21 protein-coding genes are annotated in these 22,822 nt (G+C 71.4%); 4 read left to right on the top strand and 17 right to left on the bottom strand.

Going from position 1 to position 22,822, the window contains the following annotated elements:
- Nucleotides 1–284 (bottom strand): glycosyltransferase family 2 protein (locus tag ACWDAG_RS24060; RefSeq protein WP_450697610.1); only part of this gene is annotated, 284 nt, incomplete at its 3' end.
- Between the two features lie 237 nt (nt 285–521).
- Nucleotides 522–2,093, bottom strand: coding sequence for a hypothetical protein (locus ACWDAG_RS24055; RefSeq protein ID WP_450697609.1), 1,572 nt, complete (start codon nt 2,091–2,093; stop codon nt 522–524).
- Nucleotides 2,094–2,236: 143 nt separating this feature from the next.
- Between ACWDAG_RS24055 and ACWDAG_RS24050 the strand changes: the two genes are divergently transcribed.
- Nucleotides 2,237–3,445, top strand: coding sequence for a hypothetical protein (locus ACWDAG_RS24050; protein WP_450697608.1), 1,209 nt, complete (start codon nt 2,237–2,239; stop codon nt 3,443–3,445).
- Here ACWDAG_RS24050 and ACWDAG_RS24045 read toward each other — a convergent pair.
- The 6 genes from ACWDAG_RS24045 to ACWDAG_RS24020 all read right to left on the bottom strand — a co-directional run bounded on the left by ACWDAG_RS24045 (nt 3,395) and on the right by ACWDAG_RS24020 (nt 12,007).
- Nucleotides 3,395–4,201, bottom strand: coding sequence for a DeoR/GlpR family DNA-binding transcription regulator (locus ACWDAG_RS24045; RefSeq protein ID WP_450697607.1), 807 nt, complete (start codon nt 4,199–4,201; stop codon nt 3,395–3,397). The two genes, ACWDAG_RS24050 and ACWDAG_RS24045, sit on opposite strands and share 51 nt — an antisense overlap.
- A gap of 80 nt (nt 4,202–4,281) precedes the next feature.
- Nucleotides 4,282–6,393 (bottom strand): SWIM zinc finger family protein, encoded by a 2,112-nt coding sequence (locus ACWDAG_RS24040; RefSeq protein WP_450697606.1) that lies wholly within the window; start codon nt 6,391–6,393, stop codon nt 4,282–4,284.
- Complete coding sequence (locus ACWDAG_RS24035) at nt 6,390–9,227, bottom strand: DEAD/DEAH box helicase (RefSeq protein ID WP_450697605.1); 2,838 nt, start codon at nt 9,225–9,227, stop codon at nt 6,390–6,392. The genes ACWDAG_RS24040 and ACWDAG_RS24035 overlap by 4 nt, the downstream gene beginning before the upstream one ends.
- A 100-nt stretch (nt 9,228–9,327) precedes the next feature.
- Nucleotides 9,328–9,909, bottom strand: a complete 582-nt coding sequence (locus ACWDAG_RS24030) for a sugar kinase (protein WP_450697604.1) — start codon at nt 9,907–9,909, stop codon at nt 9,328–9,330.
- On the bottom strand, nt 9,906–11,054 hold the full coding sequence (locus ACWDAG_RS24025; RefSeq protein WP_450697603.1) for an ROK family glucokinase: 1,149 nt from the start codon (nt 11,052–11,054) through the stop codon (nt 9,906–9,908). The genes ACWDAG_RS24030 and ACWDAG_RS24025 overlap by 4 nt, the downstream gene beginning before the upstream one ends.
- A gap of 203 nt (nt 11,055–11,257) precedes the next feature.
- Nucleotides 11,258–12,007: a GntR family transcriptional regulator gene (locus tag ACWDAG_RS24020; protein WP_450697617.1), complete on the bottom strand. Its 750-nt coding sequence runs from the start codon at nt 12,005–12,007 to the stop codon at nt 11,258–11,260.
- A gap of 117 nt (nt 12,008–12,124) precedes the next feature.
- Between ACWDAG_RS24020 and ACWDAG_RS24015 the strand changes: the two genes are divergently transcribed.
- Nucleotides 12,125–13,147: a Gfo/Idh/MocA family protein gene (locus ACWDAG_RS24015; RefSeq protein ID WP_450697602.1), complete on the top strand. Its 1,023-nt coding sequence runs from the start codon at nt 12,125–12,127 to the stop codon at nt 13,145–13,147.
- Between the two features lie 231 nt (nt 13,148–13,378).
- Here the strand turns inward: ACWDAG_RS24015 and ACWDAG_RS24010 are convergent, their stop codons facing one another.
- The 4 genes from ACWDAG_RS24010 to ACWDAG_RS23995 form a co-directional block, all read right to left on the bottom strand.
- Complete coding sequence (locus ACWDAG_RS24010) at nt 13,379–13,879, bottom strand: hypothetical protein (protein WP_450697601.1); 501 nt, start codon at nt 13,877–13,879, stop codon at nt 13,379–13,381.
- A gap of 34 nt (nt 13,880–13,913) precedes the next feature.
- Entirely contained in the window at nt 13,914–15,098 is a 1,185-nt protein-coding gene (locus ACWDAG_RS24005) for a cytochrome P450 family protein (protein WP_450697600.1), read from the bottom strand.
- 64 nt (nt 15,099–15,162) lie between these two features.
- Nucleotides 15,163–15,843 (bottom strand): response regulator transcription factor, encoded by a 681-nt coding sequence (locus tag ACWDAG_RS24000; RefSeq protein WP_450697599.1) that lies wholly within the window; start codon nt 15,841–15,843, stop codon nt 15,163–15,165.
- 47 nt (nt 15,844–15,890) lie between these two features.
- The gene (locus tag ACWDAG_RS23995) at nt 15,891–17,144 is read right to left on the bottom strand and encodes a sensor histidine kinase (protein ID WP_450697598.1); all 1,254 of its coding nucleotides are present in this window, start codon (nt 17,142–17,144) and stop codon (nt 15,891–15,893) included.
- Between the two features lie 168 nt (nt 17,145–17,312).
- Between ACWDAG_RS23995 and ACWDAG_RS23990 the strand changes: the two genes are divergently transcribed.
- Nucleotides 17,313–17,513, top strand: coding sequence for a hypothetical protein (locus tag ACWDAG_RS23990; protein ID WP_390664814.1), 201 nt, complete (start codon nt 17,313–17,315; stop codon nt 17,511–17,513).
- Between the two features lie 58 nt (nt 17,514–17,571).
- Here the strand turns inward: ACWDAG_RS23990 and ACWDAG_RS23985 are convergent, their stop codons facing one another.
- The 4 genes from ACWDAG_RS23985 to ACWDAG_RS23970 form a co-directional block, all read right to left on the bottom strand.
- A complete protein-coding gene (locus ACWDAG_RS23985) occupies nt 17,572–17,967 on the bottom strand; it encodes a ribonuclease domain-containing protein (protein WP_450697597.1) in 396 nt (131 codons plus the stop codon).
- Nucleotides 17,968–18,052: 85 nt separating this feature from the next.
- A complete protein-coding gene (locus tag ACWDAG_RS23980; protein ID WP_450697616.1) occupies nt 18,053–18,958 on the bottom strand; it encodes a DMT family transporter in 906 nt (301 codons plus the stop codon).
- 91 nt (nt 18,959–19,049) lie between these two features.
- Entirely contained in the window at nt 19,050–19,676 is a 627-nt protein-coding gene (locus ACWDAG_RS23975) for a dihydrofolate reductase family protein (protein ID WP_450697596.1), read from the bottom strand.
- A gap of 107 nt (nt 19,677–19,783) precedes the next feature.
- A complete protein-coding gene (locus tag ACWDAG_RS23970; RefSeq protein ID WP_450697595.1) occupies nt 19,784–20,599 on the bottom strand; it encodes an AIM24 family protein in 816 nt (271 codons plus the stop codon).
- Between the two features lie 120 nt (nt 20,600–20,719).
- On the opposite strand from ACWDAG_RS23970, the gene ACWDAG_RS23965 reads away from it, so the two are divergent.
- Nucleotides 20,720–21,466: a 3-oxoacyl-ACP reductase family protein gene (locus ACWDAG_RS23965; RefSeq protein WP_450697594.1), complete on the top strand. Its 747-nt coding sequence runs from the start codon at nt 20,720–20,722 to the stop codon at nt 21,464–21,466.
- A gap of 174 nt (nt 21,467–21,640) precedes the next feature.
- Here ACWDAG_RS23965 and alc read toward each other — a convergent pair whose 3' ends face one another.
- The gene (gene alc / locus ACWDAG_RS23960; RefSeq protein WP_450697593.1) at nt 21,641–22,771 is read right to left on the bottom strand and encodes an allantoicase; all 1,131 of its coding nucleotides are present in this window, start codon (nt 22,769–22,771) and stop codon (nt 21,641–21,643) included.
- Nucleotides 22,772–22,822 lie beyond the last annotated feature (51 nt).

Here is a 22,822-nt window from a genome sequence, read left to right as displayed (position 1 = left end):
TCGTTGTCCACGAACTGGATGAACTCACCCCTCGCGGCCTCGATGCCGACATTGCGCGGCTTGCCCGACCAGCCCGAACCCTCCTGGTGGATCACATGCATGTGCGGGTACTCCGCGGCCAGCCGGTCCAGACGCTCCGGCGTCTCATCCGTCGAACCATCGTCCACGAAGATCGCTTCATACTCGTCGTCCGGCAGACTCTGACGCAGAAGAGAGGCAATGCAGTCCTCGATGTACTTGCCCGGGTTATAGACCGGGATGACCACGCTCACCTTGATGGGCATGTCTCTTCTTCCGCCTGGTTGCTTGGGAGTCACCGCGCCACATCCCGGCGCCCGCCGCCGCTCAGTAAGCGCTCGGCGGAGCTTAGAGGTAATAGGTAAACCGCGGTTGTGAACAAGGATAGTCCTTGGTGTAAATCGACCCACAAAAGCCCGCAGAATGTTCTCGCGAGCTATACAGGAACACACTTGGCCGAATCCGTTTGCTGATTTCAGCCAACCGCTCGTCTGCGCCAGGCGTCAACGCATGGGTGTCGAGGCACGCTTACGGCGGTGGACGACGAGGGCCGCACCGCCCAGCAGAGCGGCACAGCCCGCCGCGGAGGCGATGAGGGGTGCCCGGTCTCTGCCCGCGGCAGCCGGCGTGCCGCCGGATGGTGCCGCCTGAGTCGAAGTGGCCGATGTGCCGAAGGTGAAGGTGGCCCTGTCGTTGGAGGCGTCCGGGTCGTGGAGGGCGAGGCCTGCCGGGCCGGGGCGCACGGTCGCAGTGCCCTTGGCTCCGTCGTACCCCCTCTCGGTCTTCACCCACAGCTCGAAGAACTGGTCCTTGCCGGCGGCGACGCCGAACGGCACCGGGCACACGTAGTGCCGATGCCCCGCCTCGAAAGGTGCCGTCCCGGTGTTGCTCACCCAGAGCAGGCATTGGCCGTACGGGGAGTCCTCGCCCTCCTCGAAGGCGTTGCCGGTCGCCACCGTGCCCTTGGGCAGCACGACATCGACCAGGGCGACGGCCTTCCTGACGGTGCTGTACACGGAGGCGGGGCCGTGGTTGACGGCGTTCAGATCGAGGGTCCATTCGCCCGCGTGGCGGCCGGGCTTGGCCGTGGCGGTGGCGGTGGCGGCGAGATCCGCGAAGTTGTCGGCCGAGACAGTGAACTGACCGTTGGCGCCGGTCTCGAAACCGCTTCCCGACCCGGAAGCCGGGACCAGCGTGAGGGCGGGCCCGGTGCCCCGCTCGCTGCCTCCACCGGGTTTCACATCGGGTCTGATGAGGGTGACCGAGTAGTCGGTCACGGCGGACAGGAAACGCTTGCCGACGAGGGCGGTCAGCGGGCTGCTCAGCTCCACCGTGGCACCGGCGGGCAGGGAGGCCTTGAAGATGCAGGTCACGGATGCGTGGCCGCCCGGTTCAACCGCATCGCCCCCTCCGCCGTAAGTGCAGTTGGAGAACTTACGGTCGAAGGCCAGACCGCCCTCCGATTCCCACTGCACCATGATGCGCCGGTCGGTGGCCAGATCCCCGGTGTTGCGGAGCTGGAGCGGAAGAGCGATCCGGGATCCGATCCTGGCGTGGGACACATCGGGGACCTTGCCGACGACCAGTTTCGGAGTGCCCGCGACCACCTTCGTCCTCGCGGTGACACCGGTGGCATGACGGGCGGTCAGGGTGTACTTGATCGTGCCGCTCTCGCCGAGCTTCGCGCCCGCGTCCGCACGCACCGTGAAGAGGACCGAGCGGCTCTGTGTGGAACCCGCGTTGACGCAGGTGATGACCTGCCGGTCGGCCTTGCACCTCGGGTCGTCGACCGCAACGCTCGCGATACCGGCCAGGTCGCGCGTGTCGATGACGAGCGTGTCGTGCGTGGGTACGGGGACCTGCGCCCCGTCGTCCCCGAACATCCAGTTCACACCGGTCGACTGTGCCACCGACCCCACGTTGATCTGTTTCTCCGCCTCGATCGTCGCGTACGCCTGTGTCGGCAGCGGCGACGGCGTCGTGGACGGAACGCCGGCCACGGCAGCCGCACCGGGCGCCAGGGCAAGCACCACGGCAGCCGACACTGCCCCGAACACCGTGCACTTGGCTTTCATGCACATGAGATGCGTGAGACACCCCGAAGGTTGTCGTCCGCTCTGACCATGAATTTCACTGATTCTCATGAAGTAAGAGATTTCTCGTCAATGGAACCTGACCTCCGGCCCCTCCCTCATGCAGGGCAGAGAAGGAGGTCGAAATGGGCGACAGCCCCATGAAGACGAGCAACACGCTCATACGGCGGCTCGCGCCGAGACTCGATCCATCGCCTCAGCAGCGGCCGTGGCGTGTCGAGTTGGGAAAGGCACTGCCGGTATTGACGTTGTTCGCCTCCGTGCGGCTGACCGGGGCGATCATGGCGACCCTGTGGTCGGTCCACCTCGGCAGGCATCCGCGATCCGTGGCCGGCCTGGAATGGGACGGCCGCTGGTACTGGCACATCTCCCAGTACGGCTACGGTCTGATCGTCCACACCAAGGGGGGCCACGCCGTCTGGAACGACCTGGCGTTCTTCCCCCTCTTCCCCGGCCTGATCCGCGCAGTGGACACGGTGCTGCCGATCGGCCCGGTCAACGCGGCGCTGCTCATCGCATGGACTGCCGCCCTGGCGGCGGCCTGGGGCGTGTACGCGGTCGGCGAGCTGCTGCACGGACGGCGGATCGGCATCCTCCTCGTGGCGCTGTGGGCGCTGCTGCCGCACGCGATCATCCTGACGATGGCGTACACCGAGCCCCTCATGACCGCCTTCGCGGCCTGGGCGCTCTACGCGGTGCTGACCCGCCGCTGGCTGACCGCGGGGACCCTGGCGGTGCTGGCCGGTCTGTGCCGTCCCAATGGCCTGGCCGTGGCGGCAGCCGTCGTCACCGGCGCCGTCGCTCATCTCTGGCAGCTGCGCCGCGCCGGTGAGCCGACCGCTCCACGTGCCTGGGCGGCCGCCGCATTGGCTCCCCTCGGATGGCTGGGCTACATCGGCTGGGTGGGGCTCAGGACCCACGACCCCCTCGGCTACTTCCACGTGCAGAGCCTGTGGGGCTCACGGTTCGACTTCGGCCGCTTCACCGCCCGCATGTTCAAGCACCTGATCGTCGGGCACGACACGCTCGTCGTCTATGCGACCGCCGCGCTCGTCCTCGGTTTCCTGCTGCTGTTCGTGTTCTGCGTCCTGAACAGGATGCCCTTGCCCCTGCTCGCCTACTGCGTGGTCCTCATCGTGATGGCGGTCGGCGGCACCCACTTCTTCACCAGCAAGCCGAGGTTCCTGCTGCCGGCCTTCCCGCTGCTGCTCCCGCTCGCCCGGCATCTGGCACGGAGCCGTCTGCGCACCCTTGTCATCCTGCTCACGTCCCTGGCCGTCGTCTCACTCTTCTACGGCACCTATCTGCTCACCGTCTCCCATCGGCCGCTGTGACGTCCGAGTCGTCGGTAGCACGGTCACGCCGGCCTCACGCAGGGCGATGCATGTGGCGTCGTCCTCCGATGCGTCGGTGACGAGGGCATGCAGGTCCTCCGGGCCGCAGATCTTCACCATGCCGGTGCCGGGGAACTTGCTCCTGTCGGCCAACAGGACCACTTTGTCGCTGGCGGTGATCATCGCCCGTCTGGCGGGCACCTCGGCCACGGTGGTGTCCATGACCTGGCCCCCGGGCCGGAGGCCGCAAGCACCCATGAACAACCAGTCGGCGTGCACTTGGCGGAGGTTGTCCTCGGCCATGAAGCCGTCCAGCATGCGTGACTCCCGGAGGACCATGCCTCCGAGCAGCATCAGGTCGATGCTCTCGTCATCGTTGAGCTCGTCATACACCGCAAGGTTGTTGGTGATCACGGTGAGGCGGCGGCCACGCAGGCGTTGCGCCAGCCGGTGGACCGTCGTGCCGCTGTCGAGAATGACCGACTGACCGTCCTCGATCATTGCCGCCGCCCGGGCGGCGATCGCATCCTTCTCGTCCACCCGAACCACGGCGGCCTCGCTGAACGACGGCTGGTCCTCCTCGACGACCGCCCCGCCGTGCACCCGGGTGAGCAGCCCGTCCGCCTCCAGCTTGAGGAGGTCACGGCGGATGGTCGCCGCACTGGCGTCGAGCTGTTCGGCGAGGTCGGTCACCGAGGCGGTGCCGCCGGAGCGCAGGACCTGCAGGATGAGTCGGTGTCGTCGTTCAGCCAGCACACAACCGGACACTACACGCTGCAGTTCGGCGCAATCCGCTGACTCCTGGCCCCAGTTGTGACCGCGCGTGCTGCCTCCGCTCAGAGGTCGTTCGGTGTGCCCAGTCCCGTGAGGGCACCCACGGGGTCGAGGTCGGGGGTGCCGCGAGGCCACCAGTCGTCGTGGCCCGGCTCCGACTCGTAGGCGTACCACAGGCCGTCGCGGCCGAGGCGGAGCTGGACGTGTCCGCGGGGGTGGGTGAGGTGGTTGCGCCAGGGTCTGAAGGCGGGGAGGTCGGCGGCGAGGAGGAGCGGGCGGGCGCGGTCGAAGCGTCCGGCGGGCGGGTCCCAGGGTTCCTCCAGGACGGCGAGGCCTTCGCCGCCGCCCTGCCGCCAGGCGGCGACCGCTCGGGCCAGCTCGGCGGGGGTGCGGCCGGCGGCGGAGGCGAGTGAGGCGTAGAGCGCGCGGGTGCCGGCGGTGAGGCCGGAGCCGGGGCGGGCGGCGGCGAGCCGGACCGCGTCCTGCCACAGCGTCAGCTCCGCCACCGGGTCGTGGCCGGTGCTGAGCAGGGCGTGGGCGCGGGCGGCGGCGTCGGTCGCCAGCTGGTCCAGCACGAAGGGGTCGGGGCCGCCCGGGGCCGCCGGGTAGACCGGGGGCTGCTCGGGGTGCGGCGGGACGGGCAACGGGGCCGGGAGCGGCGGTAGTCGGCGGGGCCGGAGGGCTTCGGTCGCGCGCACGCCGGGGAGCGGGGCCGGTTCCTGCTCCTGGGCGGCGCGGGCCGCGCGGGTGGCGCTGAGGCGAGAGAGGGCGTCGAGGAGCTCGCGTTCTCCTCGGCCGCGCAGCAGGAGGAGTACGAAGGGGTCGGCGTCGAGGAGGCGTGCCGTCTGGTAGCAGAGGGCGGCGGCGTGTTTGCAGGGGTGGCCGTGGTCGGGGCAGCTGCAGTGCGGGTCGAGGTCACGCGGGCCCGGCAGCAACGGCACTCCGCAGTCGGCGAGGCCCTGGGGCAACTCCTTGTCGAGCAGCGCCGCGATGTGCCCGGGCCGCTCGGCGGCGGCGTCCAGGAACCGCGCCCAGTCGGCGTCCTCCAGCGTGCGCAGCCGCACCTGCACGCGGTACGGGCGCGGGCGGCTTCCCTGCACATACGCGAGCACGAGTCCGGGGGTGACCGTGATGGCGTCCACGTGGCCCTGCTCGGCGTAACTCCGGCCGCGGGCAAGACGCTTGGCGTCCAGCGCTCCTTCCTCCAGCGCGGTGACCCAGGCATTTCCCCACCATGTCTCGGCGAAGGAGGCGTCGGCCGAAGAGCGGGAGGTACGGGACCGGAACGCGGGGAAGGTGCGGCGCAGCTCGCCGTCGCGGGAGGGAGCGGCCATGGAGTGTGGGGGGAGGGGGGCCGGGGTGGGGGTGGAGGTCGCGGTGCCGGTCGGGGGCCGGTCGGCGCGCGGCTGATCCATGCGAGGGTCTGTCTGTACGGCTGCCTCCGGGTCGGCCTCCGGCGTGGTTGCGCCCGGCTCCGAACTCCCCTTCTTCGTGGCCTCGTTGTCGTCGGGTGCCGCTTCCGGCCCGTTCGCCGAGCCGGGCATGCGGAAACTGCCGGCGAGCAGGTCTCTCAGGTCGCGCGCCCTCACGCCGGCGGCACGGCGGGGCGCATCGCCGCGGGCGCGGTCGCTCGGCGGCGCGGGGCGACGCGACCGCCGACCGGCCTCGGCTTCCGCCCGCTCGGCGACCGTACGTGCCTGCCGGGACTCCGCTCTGGCAGCGCGCAAGGCCTCACGGGCGACATCAGCAGGGCGAGTCGCTGAGGTGTCCGGTGCCGCCGGGGGGCCGACTGGTCCCTCATCTGAGCCGTGCACGTCCTCCGCCGCATCGGAGTCGCTCCCCGACGTCGGGGCCGTGGCGCTGTCGGAACCGTCGTCCGGTACAGGGTCCGAGGGCATCGCGTCGGTGTGCGGACCGCCAACGCCCACACCACCGCCGCGCCTGGCCGAAACAGCCCGGCGCAACGCCGCACGGGCGGCATCACCTGGCCGGGCTGCGGCATCGCCGGGTCCCTCGGGCCCCTGCGCCGGTGCCTGGGGCTCATCGGCGTCCGGCTCCTGCGCAAGCACCGCTCCAGAGGGCTCTCTCCGCACCGCGCCGGCAGGTTCTTCCGCTGCCGACCCACGCGCCTCCCGCAGCGCCCTGCGGGCCTCGTCGGCCGGGCCCGGGGTCATGTCGGCCTCCGGAGGGTGACCAGGTCGGTGAGTTCGCGGTCGGTGAGTTCGGTGAGGGCCGACTCTCCGGAGCCGAGGATGGCGTCGGCCAACGCCCGCTTGGACTCCAGCATTTCGGCGATGCGGTCCTCGACCGTGCCCTCGGTGATGAGGCGGTGGACCTGGACGGGCTGGGTCTGGCCGATGCGATAGGCGCGGTCGGTGGCCTGTTCCTCGACCGCCGGGTTCCACCAGCGGTCGAAGTGGATGACGTGGCCCGCGCGGGTGAGGTTCAGGCCGGTGCCGGCCGCCTTCAGGGACAGCACCAGGACCGGCGTCGAACCGCTCTGGAAGCGGTCCACCATGCGTTCGCGTTCCGGGACCGGCGTGCCGCCGTGGAGCAGGTCCACCGGGACCGCCCGGGAGGACAGGTGCGCGGTGATCAGGCGGGCCATTCCGACGTACTGGGTGAAGACGAGTGCCGAGCCGTCCTCGGCCAGGAGTGTGTCCAACAGTTCGTCGAGGAGGGCGAGTTTGCCGGAACGGGCCAGTAGGCGGTCGGCCCGGGTCTCCTCCTCCTTGAGATACAGCGCGGGGTGGTTGCAGATCTGCTTCAGCGCGCCGAGCAGCTTGAGCACCAGGCCCCGGCGTGCGATGCCGTCCGAGGTCTCGATGGCCAGCATGGACTCCCGCACCACCGCTTCGTACAGGGCCGCCTGTTCGCGGGTGAGCGGCACCGGGTGGTCCGTCTCCGTCTTCGGCGGCAGCTCCGGGACGATGCCGGGATCGGACTTCTTGCGGCGCAGGAGGAAGGGGCGGACCAGTCGGGCCAGGCGGGTCACGGCCTCCTCGTCCTCGCCGTTCTCCACGGCGCGCGCGTGCCGGGCGCGGAAGGACTTCAGGGGGCCGAGGAGTCCGGGTGTCGTCCAGTCGAGCAGCGCCCAGAGTTCGGAGAGGTTGTTCTCCACCGGGGTGCCGGTGAGGGCCACGCGCGCGGGGGACGGGATGGTGCGCAGGGCTTTCGCCGTCGCCGAGTACGGGTTCTTGACGTGCTGTGCCTCGTCCGCGACGACCATGCCCCAGCGCTGCTCGGCCAGTCGCGGTGCCGTCGTCCGCATCGTGCCGTAGGTGGTGAGGACGAAGCCGTCGGTCAGGTCGTCCAGGGTGCGGTCCGGGCCGTGGAAGCGGCGGACGGGGACGCCGGGTGCGAAGCGGGTGATCTCCCGCTGCCAGTTGCCGAGCAGGGAGGCGGGGCAGACGACCAGGGTCGGTTCGGTGCGGGCGCGCTTGAGGTGCAGCGCGATGAGCGTGATCGTCTTGCCGAGCCCCATGTCGTCGGCGAGGCAGCCGCCCAGACCGAGGGAGGTCATGAGGTCCAGCCAGGCCAGACCCCGGAGTTGGTAGTCGCGGAGGGTGGCGTGCAGCGCCGGGGGCGGTTCGGCGGGGCGCACCCCGGCTGTCAGACGGTCACGCAGGGCGGCCAGGGCGCCGACCGGTACCGCCTCGACCGTCTCGCCTTCCACCTCCGCACTGCCGCTGAGCGCGACCGAGAGCGCGTCCACCGGATCGAGCAGGCCCAGTTCGCGCTTGCGGGCCTTGCGGACCAGGGCGGGGTCGACCAGGACCCAGCGGTCCCGCAGGCGCACCACCGGGCGGTGGGCCTCGGCGAGGGCGTCCATCTCGGCCTCGCTGAGCGGGTCGCCACCGAGCGCCAACTGCCAGCGGAACTGGAGGAGTTCCTCGCTCTCGAAGAAGCCGGTGCCGTCGGTCGCGGAGCCCGGCGCGGGCCGGACCACCGCGGCCGCGCTCAGGTCCTGGGCCAGGTCCCGGGGCCAGTGCACGGCGACCCCGGCGGCCGCCAGGCGGGTCGCCGCCACCCCGAGCAGTTCGCCCAGCTCCTCGTCGTACAGCGCCAGGACGTCTGGCACGTCCTGCTCGGCGAGCCGGTCCAGCGGCGGCCAGATGCGGGCCGCGCGCCGCACCGCGAGGGCCGCGTCCACACGCGCGCGCGGGCCGAACGCCGCGTCCGCCTCGCCCGCCCACAGGGCCGCCGCGTCGGCGATCAGCGTGGGGTCGGCGAGGCTGTGCACCTGGACGATCGCGGCGCCCGCGGTGCGCACACCCTCTTCGCCGTCGAACAGCTCGTACGCCGAGAGGTCCAGGCGCAGAGAGATACGGACGCCCGTGTCCATGCCGGCGGCGACCTCGGCGGCCCAGTCGTGGGCGTCCGGCAGGCGCTGCGGGCGGCGGTCGGCGAAGGGCCTGCCGGAGGCGTGCGGTGCGGCGGGGGTGCGCGGGAGGGTGTCGGCGACCGCGTCCAGGAAGGAGCGCATCAGCGCCTCCGGCTCGGGCAGCCGCAGCGGGCCCGGGCCGGGCAGCGGGACCGCATGGCCCTCGTACGGCAGGGCCGCGGCGACCGACCTGATGTGCGCGATGTCCTCCGGGTCCAGGGGGCCGGCCCGCCAGGCGTCGTGGCCGGCGGCCGTCAGGCCGGGCAGCAGGCGTCCGCGGGCGATGAGCCGCAGCGCGTGCAGTGCGGCCGCGCCCCAGCAGGCGGTGGCGGGGTGGGCGGCCGGGTCGCGCCGGGCACGGACGAGGTGAGGCAGTGCCTCGCCGACCGGGAGGGAGAGCGCGGGGGCGGTCCTGCGCCTTGCTCCCGCGCCGTGCGGTCGTACGACGGTGAGCTCGGTGTCCTCGACGGTCAGTGCGGCGCCCTCCGGGTCCCAGAAGGCGATCCGACCGTCCCGCGGCAGCGGGGCGGGCAGGAAGACGGCCGCGAGCCGGACGGGCACGGACCGTCCCGCGCCCTGCTCCCGCTCCCCCGCTGGCGCGGCCACCGCAGCCATGTCGCTCATACGACCTGTCACCTCCTGCCCGTGTGTCGGATCAGACGTCTTCGACTCTACGGGCGGGGTCTGACAATCGGCTCCGGAGGCGGTCCCGGGGGCCGCCCCGTCACGGTACGGCGCGGGAGACGACGTAGAAGAACGGGTTCCTCGGGTCGGACAGGTTCACGACCACGTCCTGCGTCGGCTTCGGGTTCTTCTGCTTGTGGACGAGGCCGTACCAGGGGCCGGTGCGGGTGAACTTCCAGCCGGTGATCTTCTGGTCGCGCGCGCTGATGGTGATGTCGTCCCGCTTGAGATCGGCGCGGGTGACGCCCATGTCGTGGAGGAAGACGTCGAGGTTGCGGAGGGGGGTCTGGAACTGGACGTAGAGACGGCTGGTCTTCCAGTTGTTCGTCTCGTAGCTCGCGACCTTGCCCGAGGGGTGCGGCATCGGCACCTGGTAGAGGCGGCGCTGCACCTTCGACGGCCAACCCTTGGTCAGGCCGGTGGCCGCGTACTTGGCCTCCTTGTCCTTGCCGCTGTCGCGGCTCTGGTTGGCGGAGATCACCAGGTAGCCGGCCGGGACGCCGATGAGCAGCACGATGATGAGCAGGGTGAGCGCCCTGCGGCGGATCTTGTGACGGCGGTCCTCGGTCGGCTTCGGCGGCTCGTCCGGGGGCAGGGCCTGGCGCGGCAGCGAGGCGGTCATGCGGTGTCCCTGGTGGAGCGGCGGGTCTCCAGGTACCGCCCGTAGCGCTCGTGCCGCTCGACCCTGCGCCGGTTGGCACGGCGGAAGCGGCGGGCGACCAGGCGGGCAAGGTCGGCGGCGCCGACCATGCCGGCCTCGGGGCCGAGCTGGGCGCGGGCGATACGGGCCTCGGGGCGGTAGCCGCGGCCGGTGAGCTGACGCTTGAAGGCGTCCCGGGCGGGCCCGATCAGCAGGTCGTCGGCGGCCGAGACGCCGCCGCCGATCACGAAGCAGGACGGGTCCAGGGCGGCCGCCAGGTTCGCGATGCCGACGCCGAGCCACTGCCCGATGTCCTGCAGCAGCTCGATGCACATCGCGTCGCCCTCGCGGGCCAGCTCGGTGATCATCGGGCCGGTGATGTCGGCGATGTTGCCTTTGACGTGCTCGATGATCCCGTACGCCACCGGGGAGTCGGCGGCGGCCAGTTCCTTGGCCTCGCGGACCAGCGCGTTGCCGGAGCTGTACTGCTCCCAGCAGCCGCGGTTGCCGCACGGGCAGCGGTGGCCGCCGGGCACGACCTGCATATGGCCGAACTCGCCGGCGACGCCGTACTTGCCGCGCTTGACCTGGCCGTCCTCCAGGATCGCGCCGCCGATGCCGGTGCCCAGCGTGATCATGACGAGGTGGTCCTCGCCGCGGCCGGCGCCGAAACGCCACTCCGCCCAGGCGGCGGCGTTGGCGTCGTTGTCGACCAGCACGGGCACCGCGAGCCGGCCGGCGAGGCGGTCGCGGAGGGGCTCGTTGCGCCACGACAGGTGCGGGGCGAACAGGACGCGGTTGCGGTCGGCGTCGACCCAGCCGGCCGCGCCGATGCCGACGGCGTGCACGTCGTGCCGGTCGGAGAGGTCCAGGACCAGTTCGACGATGGTGTCCTCGACGACCTTGGGGCTCTTGGACTTGTCCGGGGTCTCCGCGCGGAGCTTCTCCAGGATGTTGCCGTCGGCGTCGACGACGCCCGCCATCACTTTTGTGCCGCCGATGTCGATACCGACCGTCGGCACGCGGGGTGCGGTCAGGTGGGAGCGGCGCTCCCTCGTGCCGACCGTGCGGAGCGCCGGTGCGCGGCGGGAGCCTATGGGGGCGGTGAAGTTGCCGTAGGTGCTCATCAAGGCCCGATTGTGCCTCAACGTGACTCTGGGTGCTGTGCGGGGGAGCAAAGGGGGGTGCGCGATGTGTGCCGGGTGCGGGTTGGTTGTGGCTGGTCGCGCCCACGCGGCGGAGCCGCACATCGATACAGCCCCGCGCCCCTCAGGCATGGTGCAGCTCACGTCGGCCACATTGTCCTGACATTGCTACCAACTCAACGCGCTCATGACCGTACGAGCAGCTGGAACTCGAAGGAGTAGCGCGTCGGGCGGTACGTGTGGGTGCCGTACTCGACCGCGCGGCCCGTGTCGTCGAAGGTGACGCGCTGCATGGTGAGCAGGGGGGCGCCCTCGGTTTCGGCGAGGCGGTCGGCCTCGACGGACGTGGCGGCGCGGGCGCCGATCGTCTGGCGGGCGCTGTGCAGGGTGATCCCGGCGGCGCGCATCATGCGGTAGAGGCCGGTGGCCTCCAGCTGTGCGGTGTTCAGGTCGAGCAGGCCCGGCGGGATGAAGTTGCACAGGTAGGCCATCGGCTCGGCATGCGCGAGCCGGAGGCGCTCCACCCGGTGGACGTCGCTGCCCTCGGCCACATTGAGGGCGGCTGCGACCTCGGCGGTCGCCGCCACGACCGTGTTGACCAGAACCTTGGTGGCGGGGCGCTGGCCGGCCGCCTCCAGGTCGTCGTAGAGGCTGGAGAGCTCCAGGGGGCGCTTGACCTGGCTGTGCACGACCTGCGTGCCCACGCCGCGGCGGCGTACCAGGAGGCCCTTCTCGACGAGCGACTGGATGGCCTGTCGGACGGTGGGCCGGGACAGGCCGAGCCGTGCGGCCAGCTCGATCTCGTTGCCCAGCAGGCTGCCGGGGGTGAGCGCTCCGTGCTCGATCGCCGCTTCGAGCTGCTGGGACAGCTGGAAGTACAACGGCACCGGAGAGCTCCGGTCCACACGGAGCTGGAGCGACGCGGTCGGGTCCACTTCTGGTTTCGGCACGGGCCGAGCGTAGCTCCACGAGTTGTTGACGGGAAGTTGTGTAGTTCGATTGTCCGGACATATGCATTGACAGCGTGCGCACTGAACCCTCACTTTGTTTCCATGCGCATCGGGGTCATCGGTACGGGCCGGATCGGCACCATCCATGCGAACACGCTCAGCCGCAACCGCGAGGTGGGGTCCCTGATCCTCACGGATGTGGATCCGGCGCGGGCCCAGGAGCTCGCGCTCCGCCTCGGGGAGACGGCTGCGCCGGGGGTGGACGAGATCTTCAAGTGGGGCGTGGACGCCGTGGTGATCACCACGGCGACGTCGGCCCACGCCGAACTGATCGGTCGGGCAGCACGCTCTGGGCTCCCGGTGTTCTGCGAGAAGCCCATAGCCCTCGATCTGCCCGGCACCCTGCATGCCATCGGTGAGGTCGAAGCGGCCGGGACGATTCTGCAGATGGGGTTCCAGCGCCGCTTCGACGCGGGCTACACGGGCGCGCGCGACGCGGTGCTCGCGGGCCGGCTCGGGCGGCTGCACACCGTGCGGGCGGTGACGTCCGACCAGGTTCCTCCCGCGCCCGGGTGGCTGCGGCTGTCCGGCGGGCTGTACCGGGACGCGCTGATCCACGACTTCGACGCGCTGCGCTGGGTGACGGGGCACGAGGTCGTCGAGGTGTACGCGGCCGGGTCGGACGCGGGGCCGCCGATGTTCCGGGAGGCGGGTGACGTGGACACGGGGGCCGCGCTGCTCACGCTCGACGACGGCACCCTCGCCACGGCCACGGCGACGCGGCTGAACGGCGCCGGCTACGACGTCCGCATGGAGCTGGCCGGGGAGCTGGACCAGATCGTCGTCGGCCTGGACGACCGTACGCCGATCGCGTCCACGGAGCCGACCGGACCGCCGGCCGCGGACAAGCCCTGGTCCGGCTTCCTTGAGCGCTTCGGGCCTGCCTACGAGGCCGAGCTGGCCGCGTTCGTCGAGGTCGTACTCGGCCAGCGGGCCAACCCCTGCGACGGCCGAGAGGCCCTCCAGGCGCTGCGGATCGCCGAGGCCTGCGAGGTCTCACGACGGGAGCGCAGACAGGTGGCACTCGCGGAGATCCCGGGCCGGGCCGAGTCCGCCTTCAGGTGAGCCGCCGCAGCCGTCGCCCGTAACCCACCCACCAGCGCACCCCGCGCACCAGCAAGCCGGACAGCCAGTACCCGGGCGGCCGTCGAGGACCGGGCCGGGGCCGGCCAACCAAATCCTGCGACGGCCGCGAGGCCCTCCAGGCATTGCGGATCGCCGAAGCCTGCGAGGTCTCACGACGGGAGCGCAGACAGGTGGCACTCGCGGAGATCCCGGGCCGGGCCGAGTCCGCCTTCAGGTGAGCAGGCGTATCGCCGGCGTCGTGGTGTCCGTGGCCATCAGTGACTCGCAGTGGGTGCAGCGCAGTTCGTACGGCCGGACCAGGTTGGTCTGGATGCCGGCGGTGCCGGACTCCTTGGTCTTCGGGCAGTAGTACCCGAGATGCAGTCGCACCCAGGGGTGGCTGGTGGGTGCCTGGCCCGGCCGGTTGTCCTTCGCGTCTTCGAAGGGCGACCACCAGAAGTCGACCAGGGCACGCAGCGCCAGCCGCTCCTTGCCGGACGTGGTGTCGTACGCGGCGATCCGGCCCGCGGTGTAGTGGCGCCGGAAGCCGCTGCGGCTGCCCGAGCACAGGGCCCGCTCGGCGCCGCGCTCGTAGACCGTGGTGCGGCCGGTGCGCTCGCAGATGAAGCAGTCCACGCTGAACTCGAGCTTTGAACGCCAGTGCAGATTGTGGAAGTTGTCGCCGCTGAGCTGCCCGGTCAGCTCGGTGGTGATCTCCGCGGTGCGCAGCATGCGGGCCCCCTGAGTACTTCTGGATCAGCGTGTTCTACCAGCACACCGGCAGGCTGCGCACCCCGCGCATCAGCATGCCGGGGAGCCAGTCGCCGGGCGGGGCGTCCAGGGCCAGGCCGGGGGCGCGCTCCAGGAGGGTGCGTATCGCCGTGCGGGCTTCGAGGCGGGCCAGTGGGGCGCCCAGGCAGTAGTGGATGCCGTGGCCGAAGGCCAGGTGGCCGCGGGTGTCGCGGTGGATGTCGAAGCGGTCCGGCGCGGGGTAGCGCAGTCCGTCGCGGTCGGCGGCGGTGAGGCCGACCATCACGAAGTCGCCCTTCTCGATCTGTGTGCCGCCGATCTCCAGGGGTTCGGCGGCGAACCGGAACGTGGCGTTCTCCACCGGCCCCTCGTAGCGCAGAGTCTCCTCGACCGCGCCGTCGAGGAGACTCAAGTCGGCGCGCAGGGCAGCGAGTTGGTCCTGGTGCCTGAGCAGGGCGTGGACGGTGTTGCCGATCAGGTTGACCGTGGTCTCGTGCCCGGCGATGAGCAGGATGAAGGCCATGCCGCGCAGTTCGCCCGGGGAGAGCCGGTCGCCGTCCTCGGCGGTGGTGCGGATCAGGTCGCTGAGCAGGTCGCCGCTCGGCCCGGCGCACCGCTTGTCCTCGATCAACTCGGTGAGGTACTCGGCGAGACGCGTGAACGCGTTGTGTTCGAGGTCCGCGTCGGTCGGCGCAACCGCCTCCGACGACATCTTGCGGAACTCGCCGCGGTCCAACTCCGGTACGCCGAGCAGCTCGCAGATGACGGTGATCGGCAACGGATAGGCCAGGGAGTCCATGAGGTCGGCTCTGCCGTGCGGCAGCATCGCGTCGAGCAGTTCGTCGGTGATCTCCTGGATCCTGGGCCGCAGTTCCTCCACACGGCGCATGGTGAAGGCCCGCGCGACCAAGGCACGCAGGCGTGTGTGCTGGGGCGGGTCGGAGGCCAGCAGGTGCTTCCCGATCAGCTCCTCGTCCAGGAACACCATGCCGATCCTGCTGCCGTCCTTGGCCAGCCGCGGGTCGGCGAGCGCCGTGCGTGCCTCCTCGTGGCCGACGACGAGCCAGGTCACGTGATGCTGGTCGGGCGCGGGCAGCCGGACCCGGTGCACCGGCCCGCGCTCGCGCAGTTGCGCGTACACCGGATGAGGGTCCGTGCGGAACCCGTCGCCGAACTCCCCCAGGTCGATCACTTCGGCCATGCTCTCCCCGTCCCGTCCCCCGCCGGTTCTCCCCCGGTGCACCGACAACGCTCGGCGGGCGCCGCTAGTGCCCGTCGCCGTCCGGATCCTCCAGAAGCCCGGCGTCGTACGCCAACAGGGCGATCTGCACACGGTTGTTGAGGTCGAGCTTGGCCAGGATGCGGGAGACATGGGTCTTGACGGTGGCGACGCTCATGAAGAGCGTGGCGGCGATCTCGGCGTTGGACAGGCCGCGGCCGACCGCGACGGCGACCTCGCGTTCGCGGTCGTTGAGGGCGTCGATGCGCACGCGCGCGTGCGTGCGCCGGGTGTCGGCTCCGGAGCCCACCGCGTGCTCCATCAACTGCCGTGTGACGGTGGGCGACAGCACGGGGTCACCGACCGCGACCCGGCGCACGGCGTCGACGATCTCGGCGGGCGGGGTGTCCTTCAGGACGAACCCGGCGGCACCCGCGCGCAGGGCGCGCAGCACCTGTTCGTCGGCGTGGAAGGTGGTGAGGACCACGACCTGCGGGGCGTCCTTGCGCTCCCGCAGCCGCTCGGTGGCCGTGAGGCCGTCCACCGACGGCATCCGGATGTCCATGAGGACCACGTCGGGGCGGGTGCGGTCGACGAGTTCCTCGACCTCGGCGCCGTCGGCGGCCTCGCCGACGATCTCGATGTCCTCGGCGCCGCCCATCATCAGGGACAGCCCGGCCCGCACCAGAGGGTCGTCGTCGACGAGGAGCAGTCTGATCGCAGTCATGGGGCTTACGTAATCACGGTCGGCGGGGCCGCCGCGCCCGGGTCGCCTCATCCCCAGGGCAGCCAGGCCCGCACCCGGAACCCGCCGTCCGGCTCCGGCCCGTGCTCGAGCCGGCCGCCGGTCAGTACGGCCCGTTCCGTCAGCCCGATCAGCCCCTGCCCGGAGCCCGGCACGGCGGGCACCTCGCCCTCCGAGGCGGGATTGCGTACGTCCACGACGAGGCCCTCGCCCGGGGTGCCCGTGACGGAGACGGTGACCTCCGTGCCGGGGGCGTGCTTGCGGGCGTTGGTCAGGGCCTCCTGGGCGATGCGGTACGCCGTGCGGCCGACCGAGGCGGGCACGGCCGCGGGGTCGGTGACGCGGTTCGCGAGGGTGACCTTCATGCCGGCCTCGCGGCACTCGGCGACCAGCCCGTCCAGCGCGGCGAGGGTCGGCTGCGGCCGACCCGCGTCGTCGGGCTCGCCCGCCCGCAGGACGCCGATGATCTCCCGCAGGTCCTGGAGGGCCTCGTGCGCACTCTCACGGATGACCCCGGCCGCCCGCGCGACCTCCTCCTGGGGCGCGTCGGGCCGGAACTCCAGGGCGCCCGCATGCACGCTCAGCAGCGTCAGCCGGTGCGCGAGGACGTCGTGCATCTCACGGGCGATGGCCTCGCGGGCCAGCCGCTGCGCCTGCTCGGCGCGCAGCTGCGCCTCCGTCTCGGCCCGCCGGGCGCGGTCGCGCAGGCTCACCATGAGCTGGCGCTTGGACCGTACGAACATGCCCCAGCCGATGACGGTGAGGGTGAGCAGCTCCGTGAACGCGACCGCGCCCGCGTACGGCAGGTCGGGGTCCGGGCGCATCCAGAAGAACAGCGGGATCAGCGCGAGAGAGATGCCGCCGATCCAGGCGACGTACCGGAAGGGCCTGTGCACGGCGAGAGTGAAGACGACGACCATGCCGGCGCCGCCCGCCGTGTTCGACAGCAGGCCGACGGGGATCATCGCGACGGCGAGCCCGAGCGGCCAGCGGCGGCGTGCCCACACCGCGGCGCAGGCCAGCGCACCGAGCAGTTGGTCGACGACGGCGAGTGTGTGCGAGGTGTGCGTGTCGTGGTTCAGGGTGTCCGCGGCCGCCAGCCCGAGGGCGACGGCGAGCAGGAAGCAGGTGAAGTCGACGACCCAGTCGCGCACGGTGCGCCGAGGCCGCCCGGGCCGCCCGGCGTCGGGGTCGATCTCGTGCAGCAGGGCCGACGGGAACAGCCATCTGCGGCCTATGACCCCCGCGGCCGATGTCGGCTTGTCATCCCTCACGGTCGACAAATCTACGCAGTGCGGCGCGCCGTCACCCCTCCACGCGGCGGATCCCCGACCAAAGTCGCACCACTGGAGACTTTCGGCGCACACCGCCGCCGGACGGTGGACTTCCGTCGGGCGCGACTCGCCCCGCGGCCGATGTCTGTGGGGGGTCCGCGGGGCGAGGGTCGGAGTATGAAGCAGCTGCTGGAGCTACTCGGTTTCATCGCCCTGGTGCAGGGCGTGCTGGGCCTGGTGCACGAGTTCACCCACTGGCATGTGGGCCTCGTGCAACGGCTCGGCTTCCTCGACGGCTACGGGGTCTATGCGAGCGTCGCCCTGGTGGTGCTGGCGTTCGCGCTGTTCGCCGCCGCGGAGAGCCGGAAGTCCGGATGAGTGCCTACCGGACTTCCGGCGCACCTTTCCCTCGGAGTGACCGAGCGGGGGAAGTCGCTCAGCAGCCGAAGTCGATCAGGTCGAACGTGGCGTAGTGGTCCGAGGTGTAGTAGTCCTCCTGGCTCTCCTCACCGGTCACGATGCGGCGAGCTCCGCGCGTGGAGGAGCCGGGGGTGATGACCGTGTACTCGTGGTAGTACCCGGACGACTGCGTGGGCAGGACGCCTTCACGGTTCGAGAAGACGGTGCCGTCCTGCGAGTACGGGAACGGCCCGCCCTGATCGATCAGGTCGAGGGTGTCGTGCGCCTGGGAGGGCAGGGAGTTGTAGCAGATGCTGCCGACGGAGTCGGCGGCGGCGTCCGCGGTGGGGGCGATGACGGCGCCGCCGACGAGGAGGGCGGACAGAAGAACGGCTGCGGCGCCGAAACGAGTGGCGCGTGTGGGGGAAGTCATGACGTCATGATGACGCGCGTAGACAGTGGCATGTCAATGTCAAGTCGGCAGAATTTCCCGTCAAGTCCGATGAGTTTTCCGCACGTTAACCTGCGGCCCTGCGTCCCCACGCGGTCCCCACAAGCACCAGCACACCGCCCGTCAGCCCGAGGGCCCCGAGCCGTTCCCCGCCGAGCGCGATGCCGGCCGCAGCGGCCCACAGAGGCTCGGTGCCGAGCAGCAGGCTGACCCGCGAGGGGGAGGTCCGGCGCACGGCCCACATCTGCACGAAGAACGCGAACAGCGTGCAGCACACGGACAGGAACAGCAGCCCGGCCCACTCCCTCGCCCCGAATCCGGCCGCCGTGCCCCACGGCGTGGTGTCGGCGCCCGAGGACAGGACCGCGAACACCGCGACGGCAGCGCCCAGTTGGACGGTGGTGAGCGGCAGGGCACCGGCCCCCCGGACCGCCCTGATGCGCGACATGGCGAGGACGTGGACGGTGCGGGCGAGGGCGGCGAACAGCATCAGCAGGTCCCCCAGGGAAGGCCGGGTGAAGCCGCCGCCCTGGGTGAGCAGGACGACACCGAACACGGAGAGGCCGGCCGCCGCGAGGAACGCCCGCGGGGGCCGGACACGGGTGACGGCCGCCTCGGCGAGCGGGGTGAAGATCATGGTGAGGCTGATGATGAGGCCGGCGTTGGTCGCCGAGGTGTGGACGACGCCGTACGTCTCCAGCAGGAAGATCCCGCCGAGGATCAGCCCGAGCAGAGCGGCCCCCCGCCACTGGGCGGCGGTGAGGGCACGCAGGGAGCGCCGCGCGACGACCGCGAGCACGGGCAGGACCAGGGCGAAGCGCAGCACCAGCACGGCGAGCACCGTCCGGGCGGTGGTGATGTCCTTGGCGGCGAGATAGCTCGCGCCCCACACGACCGCGACGAGCAGCACGGGCAGGTCGGTGAGCCAGGCTCGGCGGGGTACGAACGGGCGCGGTACGGCGATCGACGACATGGGGGCGGCTCTCCCGGTCTCCGGCGGCTGTGCGGAGACGTCGGCGGCTCCCACGGGGAGCGATCACCGTACCGGCGCGGGTGATCTTCAGCTAGGCGTTTTCGGGGAGCTCGTACGAGCCGTAGTCGGGCCGTCCGGCCACGTCGTACGACTGGATGGAGACCCCGGCGGGGGTGGTACGGCCGCCCGTGTGGCGGAACTTGGTCGGTACGGCGCCCTCCCTGAAGAGCCGGAGGCCGGTGCCGAGCACCACCGGGAACGTCACCAGGTGGACGGTGTCGACGAGGCCGAGGTCCAGCAGGGACTGGACGAGGGCGCCGCTGCCGTGCACCTGGAGCTCGCCGTCGGTGCGCTCCTTGAGGGCGGTGACCTCCTTGGCGAGGTCGCCGCCGATCACCGTGGTGCCGGACCAGGCGGGGTCGGTGAGGGTGGACGACGGGACGTACTTCGGCAGCGCGTTCAGCTGGGCGGCGATGCGGTTGGCGGGGTCGGTCACCTTCGGCCAGTACGAGGCGAAGATGTCGTACGTGCGACGGCCGAGGAGGAACGCGGTAGGGCGCTCGAAGACCTCGCCGACGAACCGGCCGAAGTCCTCGTCGCCGTACACGAAACTCCAGCCGCCGTGCTCGAAGCCGCCCCGGGTGTCCTCCTGGGGGCCGCCGGGTGCCTGGTAGACGCCGTCGAGAGTGACGAAGATCGTGGAGACGAGCTTGCCCATGGCGGGTGCCTGCTTCCTGGTGTGGGGTCTGTTGTCATCACCTCAGACCCCACCCGCGCCCGCAACTCATCGGTCGGTCGTGACTGATCGGCCGGGGGTACGGCACCTCACCCGGCGTGAGTGGAGAACAGGCCGCCCGTCGGGCCCTGCTTGTCGCCGCCCTGGGCCTTCTTCAGGGCGTTCGCCAGGCTCTCGATGGTGAGGGACTGCAGGATCACCCGGCCGTTGCCCTCCAGGGTGGCCAGGGACAGGCCCTCGCCGCCGAAGACGGCGTTCATGATGCCCTGGCGGTTGAGTCCGCCGACGCGCTGGACGCCGTACTGGATGCCCTCCTCGAAGGCGACGACGCAGCCGGTGTCGACCTCGATGCGGCCGCCGAAGTCGGCGGGGTTGAGGTCGATGAAGTTGCCGGCTCCCGCGATGATCACCGTGCCGCGCCCGGTGAACTTCTCCAGGATGAAGCCCTCGCCGCCGCTCATGCCGGTGCGGCCGCCCTGGAAGGCGATGCCGAAGTCGACGGTGGACTCGGCGGCCACGAAGGCGTCCTTCTCGGCGAACCACGCGCGTGTGCCGTCGAGTTCCAGGGCGCGCATCTCGCCCGGGAGCACGCCCGCGAAGCCGACGGTGCCCTCGCCGCCCTGTGCGCTGAAGTACTGGAACGCCATCGACTCGCCGGCGAGCATGCGCTGGCCGACCTGCATGGCCGTCCCCATGGCCTGGCGGAGCATGCCGCCCATGCCGCCGCCTCCGCCGCTCTGGGACTGCCCGCCGCTGTTCGACGGACCGGAGAGGCGGGTCTCCATGGTCACGTTCGTGGTCTTGAACAGGAACTTTCCGGCCTCGCAGTAGACGGTCTGGCCGGGGCTCAGGTTGACGACCGCCATCTGCATGGCGTTGCCGACGATCTCTTGCTGAAGTGTCACGAGGGGAGAACGCGGGAGGTGGAGGAAAGAGTTCCGGCCTGAACCGGTGTGTTCCGGCCACTCGATCTCGGTGTCCGTTCGCCGCCGGCATCGCCGTGCGGTCGGCGCTGGGATGGACCCATGACAACCACTCACGGAACTCTCGACGGCAGGGTGGCCCTGGTGACCGGCGGCAGCCGTGGCATCGGTGCGGCGACGGCGCTGCGGCTCGCCCGGGACGGTGCGGACGTGGCCGTGACGTATGTGAACGGCAAGGAGGCGGCCGCGGACGTCGTACGGCGGATCGAGGCGCTGGGGCGGCGGGCGGTGGCCCTGCGGGCGGACTCCGCGGAAGCGGACGAGGCGACGGGGGCGGTGGAGCGCGCCGCGGAGGCGCTGGGCGGTCTGGACGTCCTCGTGAACAACGCGGGCGTGGGCGTGCTGGGGCCGCTGGACGGTCTGGCGCTCGCCGATGTCGACCGGGTCCTGGCGGTGAACGTCCGGGGTGTGTTCCTCACTTCGCAGGCGGCTGCCGCGCGGATGCCCTCCGGCGGGCGGATCATCACGATCGGTACGTGCATGACTCAGCGTGTGCCGGGGCCGGGTGGGACGCTGTACGCGACGAGCAAGGCGGCGTTGATCGGGCTGACGAAGGCGCTGGCCCGGGAGGTGGGCGGGCGCGGGATCACGGCGAACATCGTGCATCCCGGGCCGATCGACACGGACATGAATCCGGCGGACGGGCCCGATGCTGCCGGTCAGGCGGCGATGACGGCGGTCGGTCGCTACGGGACGGCGGAGGAGGTGGCGGGGATGGTGGCGTATCTGGCGGGGGCGGAGTACGTCACCGGGGCTGAGTTCGCGGTGGACGGCGGGTTCGCGGCGTGACGCTGTCGAAGGTTTTCGCCCCCGCCGCCCCTTCCCATTCCCGACCCTGGGGGCTGCGCCCCCAGACCCCCGCTTTCGGCCTGAACGGCCTCGTCCTCAAACGCCGGACGGGCTGAGTTGGCTGCGCCAAATCCAGCCCCTCCGGCGATTGAGGAGCAGGGGTCCGAGTCTGTGTCAGCCGCCCAGTTCCTGGTGGCGAGCCGCCAGCCCCGTCGCACCCGCCTCCGTCAGCGAGCCGTACAACCGCAGCCGCGAGATGCCGCCGTCCGGGAAGATGTCCACGCGCGCGTGGGTGCCGACCGCCGGGGTCGGGAGGACGAAGCGGTGGTTGGTGTCGGGCTGGAGGCGGGTGCGCGGGAGGATCTCGCGCCAGTCACCGTCCTCACCGTCCTTCACCGACACCGAGGCCCAGCCCGCGCTGTTGCCCTTCAGGTACGCCGTGTCGATCTCGATCGCGCGGATCTGGGACTGCGCGGCGAGGCGGTAGCGGATCCAGTCGTTGCCCTGGTCGCGGCGGCGCCGGGTCTCCCAGCCGTCGTCCATCTTGCGGGAGCGGCCCGGCTGGATGGTGTTGGTGGCCGGGGAGTAGAAGAGGTTGGAGGCGTCCTCGGCCTGGCCGCCGTTCTCCAGGGCGACCACGTCGAAGGTGCCCAGGGTCGCCAGCCACTCGGGGTCGGGGACGACCTCGCCGTACACGCGCAGGCGCGCGATGCCGCCGTCGGGGTGCTGGTTGACCCGCAGGTGGGTGAAGCGCTGTTCGACCGAGACGGCGAAGCCGTTGGCCGCGTGGCCGCCGACCGGGGTGCGCGGGACGAGGGTCGTCCACTTCACGTCGTCGCCCAGGAGCTCCTCCGGGGACGGGGAGCCGGATACCGACGTGCCCTCGACCGAGACCGCCTGCGGGTAGTTGCCGCGGAAGTGGGCCGTGTCGACGACTATCCCCCTGACGACACCCGGCGCTCCCAGCCGGACCAGCGCCCAGTCGTGGTCCTCGGCCGTCGGCCACGGGTGGTCGGCCGAGGCGCCACGGCGGCGGCGGGTCTCCCAGCCGTCCATGATCTTGCCCTTGTGCCCGAAGTGCTCGGGGTCGAACTCGGCCCGCTCGGGCACCAGCAGGTTCTCGCGCTGGGCGAAGAACTCGTCGTTGGCGGCGATCACGCCGGCCCCGAGGCGCCGGTCGGCGAGGTTGGCGTACTGGGTGAAGGGGAAGTCGGCGGTGCGGTAGTCGGCGTACGGGTCACCGCCTCCGTACGGGTTCGCGTCGCCAGTGAAACTCGCCAAACGGGATGGATGCTGCGCCGTCACGGTGATCAGGTCGTCCTTTCGGGGTCGGCCGCTGCGGGTGCGGGAGAGTCG

It is taken from the genome of Streptomyces sp. NPDC001157, assembly GCF_053598255.1.
Note: the sequence above shows the minus strand (reverse complement) of the source record. Positions and strands in the feature narration are given on the sequence as shown.

What these genes read in the sequence shown, in the direction of transcription:
- ACWDAG_RS24055 (WP_450697609.1), bottom strand. Translation starts at nt 2,093, where the DNA reads ATGAAAGCCAAGTGCACGGTGTTCGGGGCAGTGTCGGCTGCCGTGGTG.
- ACWDAG_RS24050 (WP_450697608.1), top strand. Translation starts at nt 2,237, where the DNA reads ATGGGCGACAGCCCCATGAAGACGAGCAACACGCTCATACGGCGGCTC.
- ACWDAG_RS24040 (WP_450697606.1), bottom strand. Translation starts at nt 6,393, where the DNA reads ATGACCCCGGGCCCGGCCGACGAGGCCCGCAGGGCGCTGCGGGAGGCG.
- ACWDAG_RS24035 (WP_450697605.1), bottom strand. Translation starts at nt 9,227, where the DNA reads ATGAGCGACATGGCTGCGGTGGCCGCGCCAGCGGGGGAGCGGGAGCAG.
- ACWDAG_RS24030 (WP_450697604.1), bottom strand. Translation starts at nt 9,909, where the DNA reads ATGACCGCCTCGCTGCCGCGCCAGGCCCTGCCCCCGGACGAGCCGCCG.
- ACWDAG_RS24025 (WP_450697603.1), bottom strand. Translation starts at nt 11,054, where the DNA reads ATGAGCACCTACGGCAACTTCACCGCCCCCATAGGCTCCCGCCGCGCA.
- ACWDAG_RS24015 (WP_450697602.1), top strand. Translation starts at nt 12,125, where the DNA reads ATGCGCATCGGGGTCATCGGTACGGGCCGGATCGGCACCATCCATGCG.
- ACWDAG_RS24010 (WP_450697601.1), bottom strand. Translation starts at nt 13,879, where the DNA reads ATGCTGCGCACCGCGGAGATCACCACCGAGCTGACCGGGCAGCTCAGC.
- ACWDAG_RS24005 (WP_450697600.1), bottom strand. Translation starts at nt 15,098, where the DNA reads ATGGCCGAAGTGATCGACCTGGGGGAGTTCGGCGACGGGTTCCGCACG.
- ACWDAG_RS24000 (WP_450697599.1), bottom strand. Translation starts at nt 15,843, where the DNA reads ATGACTGCGATCAGACTGCTCCTCGTCGACGACGACCCTCTGGTGCGG.
- ACWDAG_RS23990 (WP_390664814.1), top strand. Translation starts at nt 17,313, where the DNA reads ATGAAGCAGCTGCTGGAGCTACTCGGTTTCATCGCCCTGGTGCAGGGC.
- ACWDAG_RS23985 (WP_450697597.1), bottom strand. Translation starts at nt 17,967, where the DNA reads ATGACTTCCCCCACACGCGCCACTCGTTTCGGCGCCGCAGCCGTTCTT.
- ACWDAG_RS23980 (WP_450697616.1), bottom strand. Translation starts at nt 18,958, where the DNA reads ATGTCGTCGATCGCCGTACCGCGCCCGTTCGTACCCCGCCGAGCCTGG.
- ACWDAG_RS23975 (WP_450697596.1), bottom strand. Translation starts at nt 19,676, where the DNA reads ATGGGCAAGCTCGTCTCCACGATCTTCGTCACTCTCGACGGCGTCTAC.
- ACWDAG_RS23965 (WP_450697594.1), top strand. Translation starts at nt 20,720, where the DNA reads ATGACAACCACTCACGGAACTCTCGACGGCAGGGTGGCCCTGGTGACC.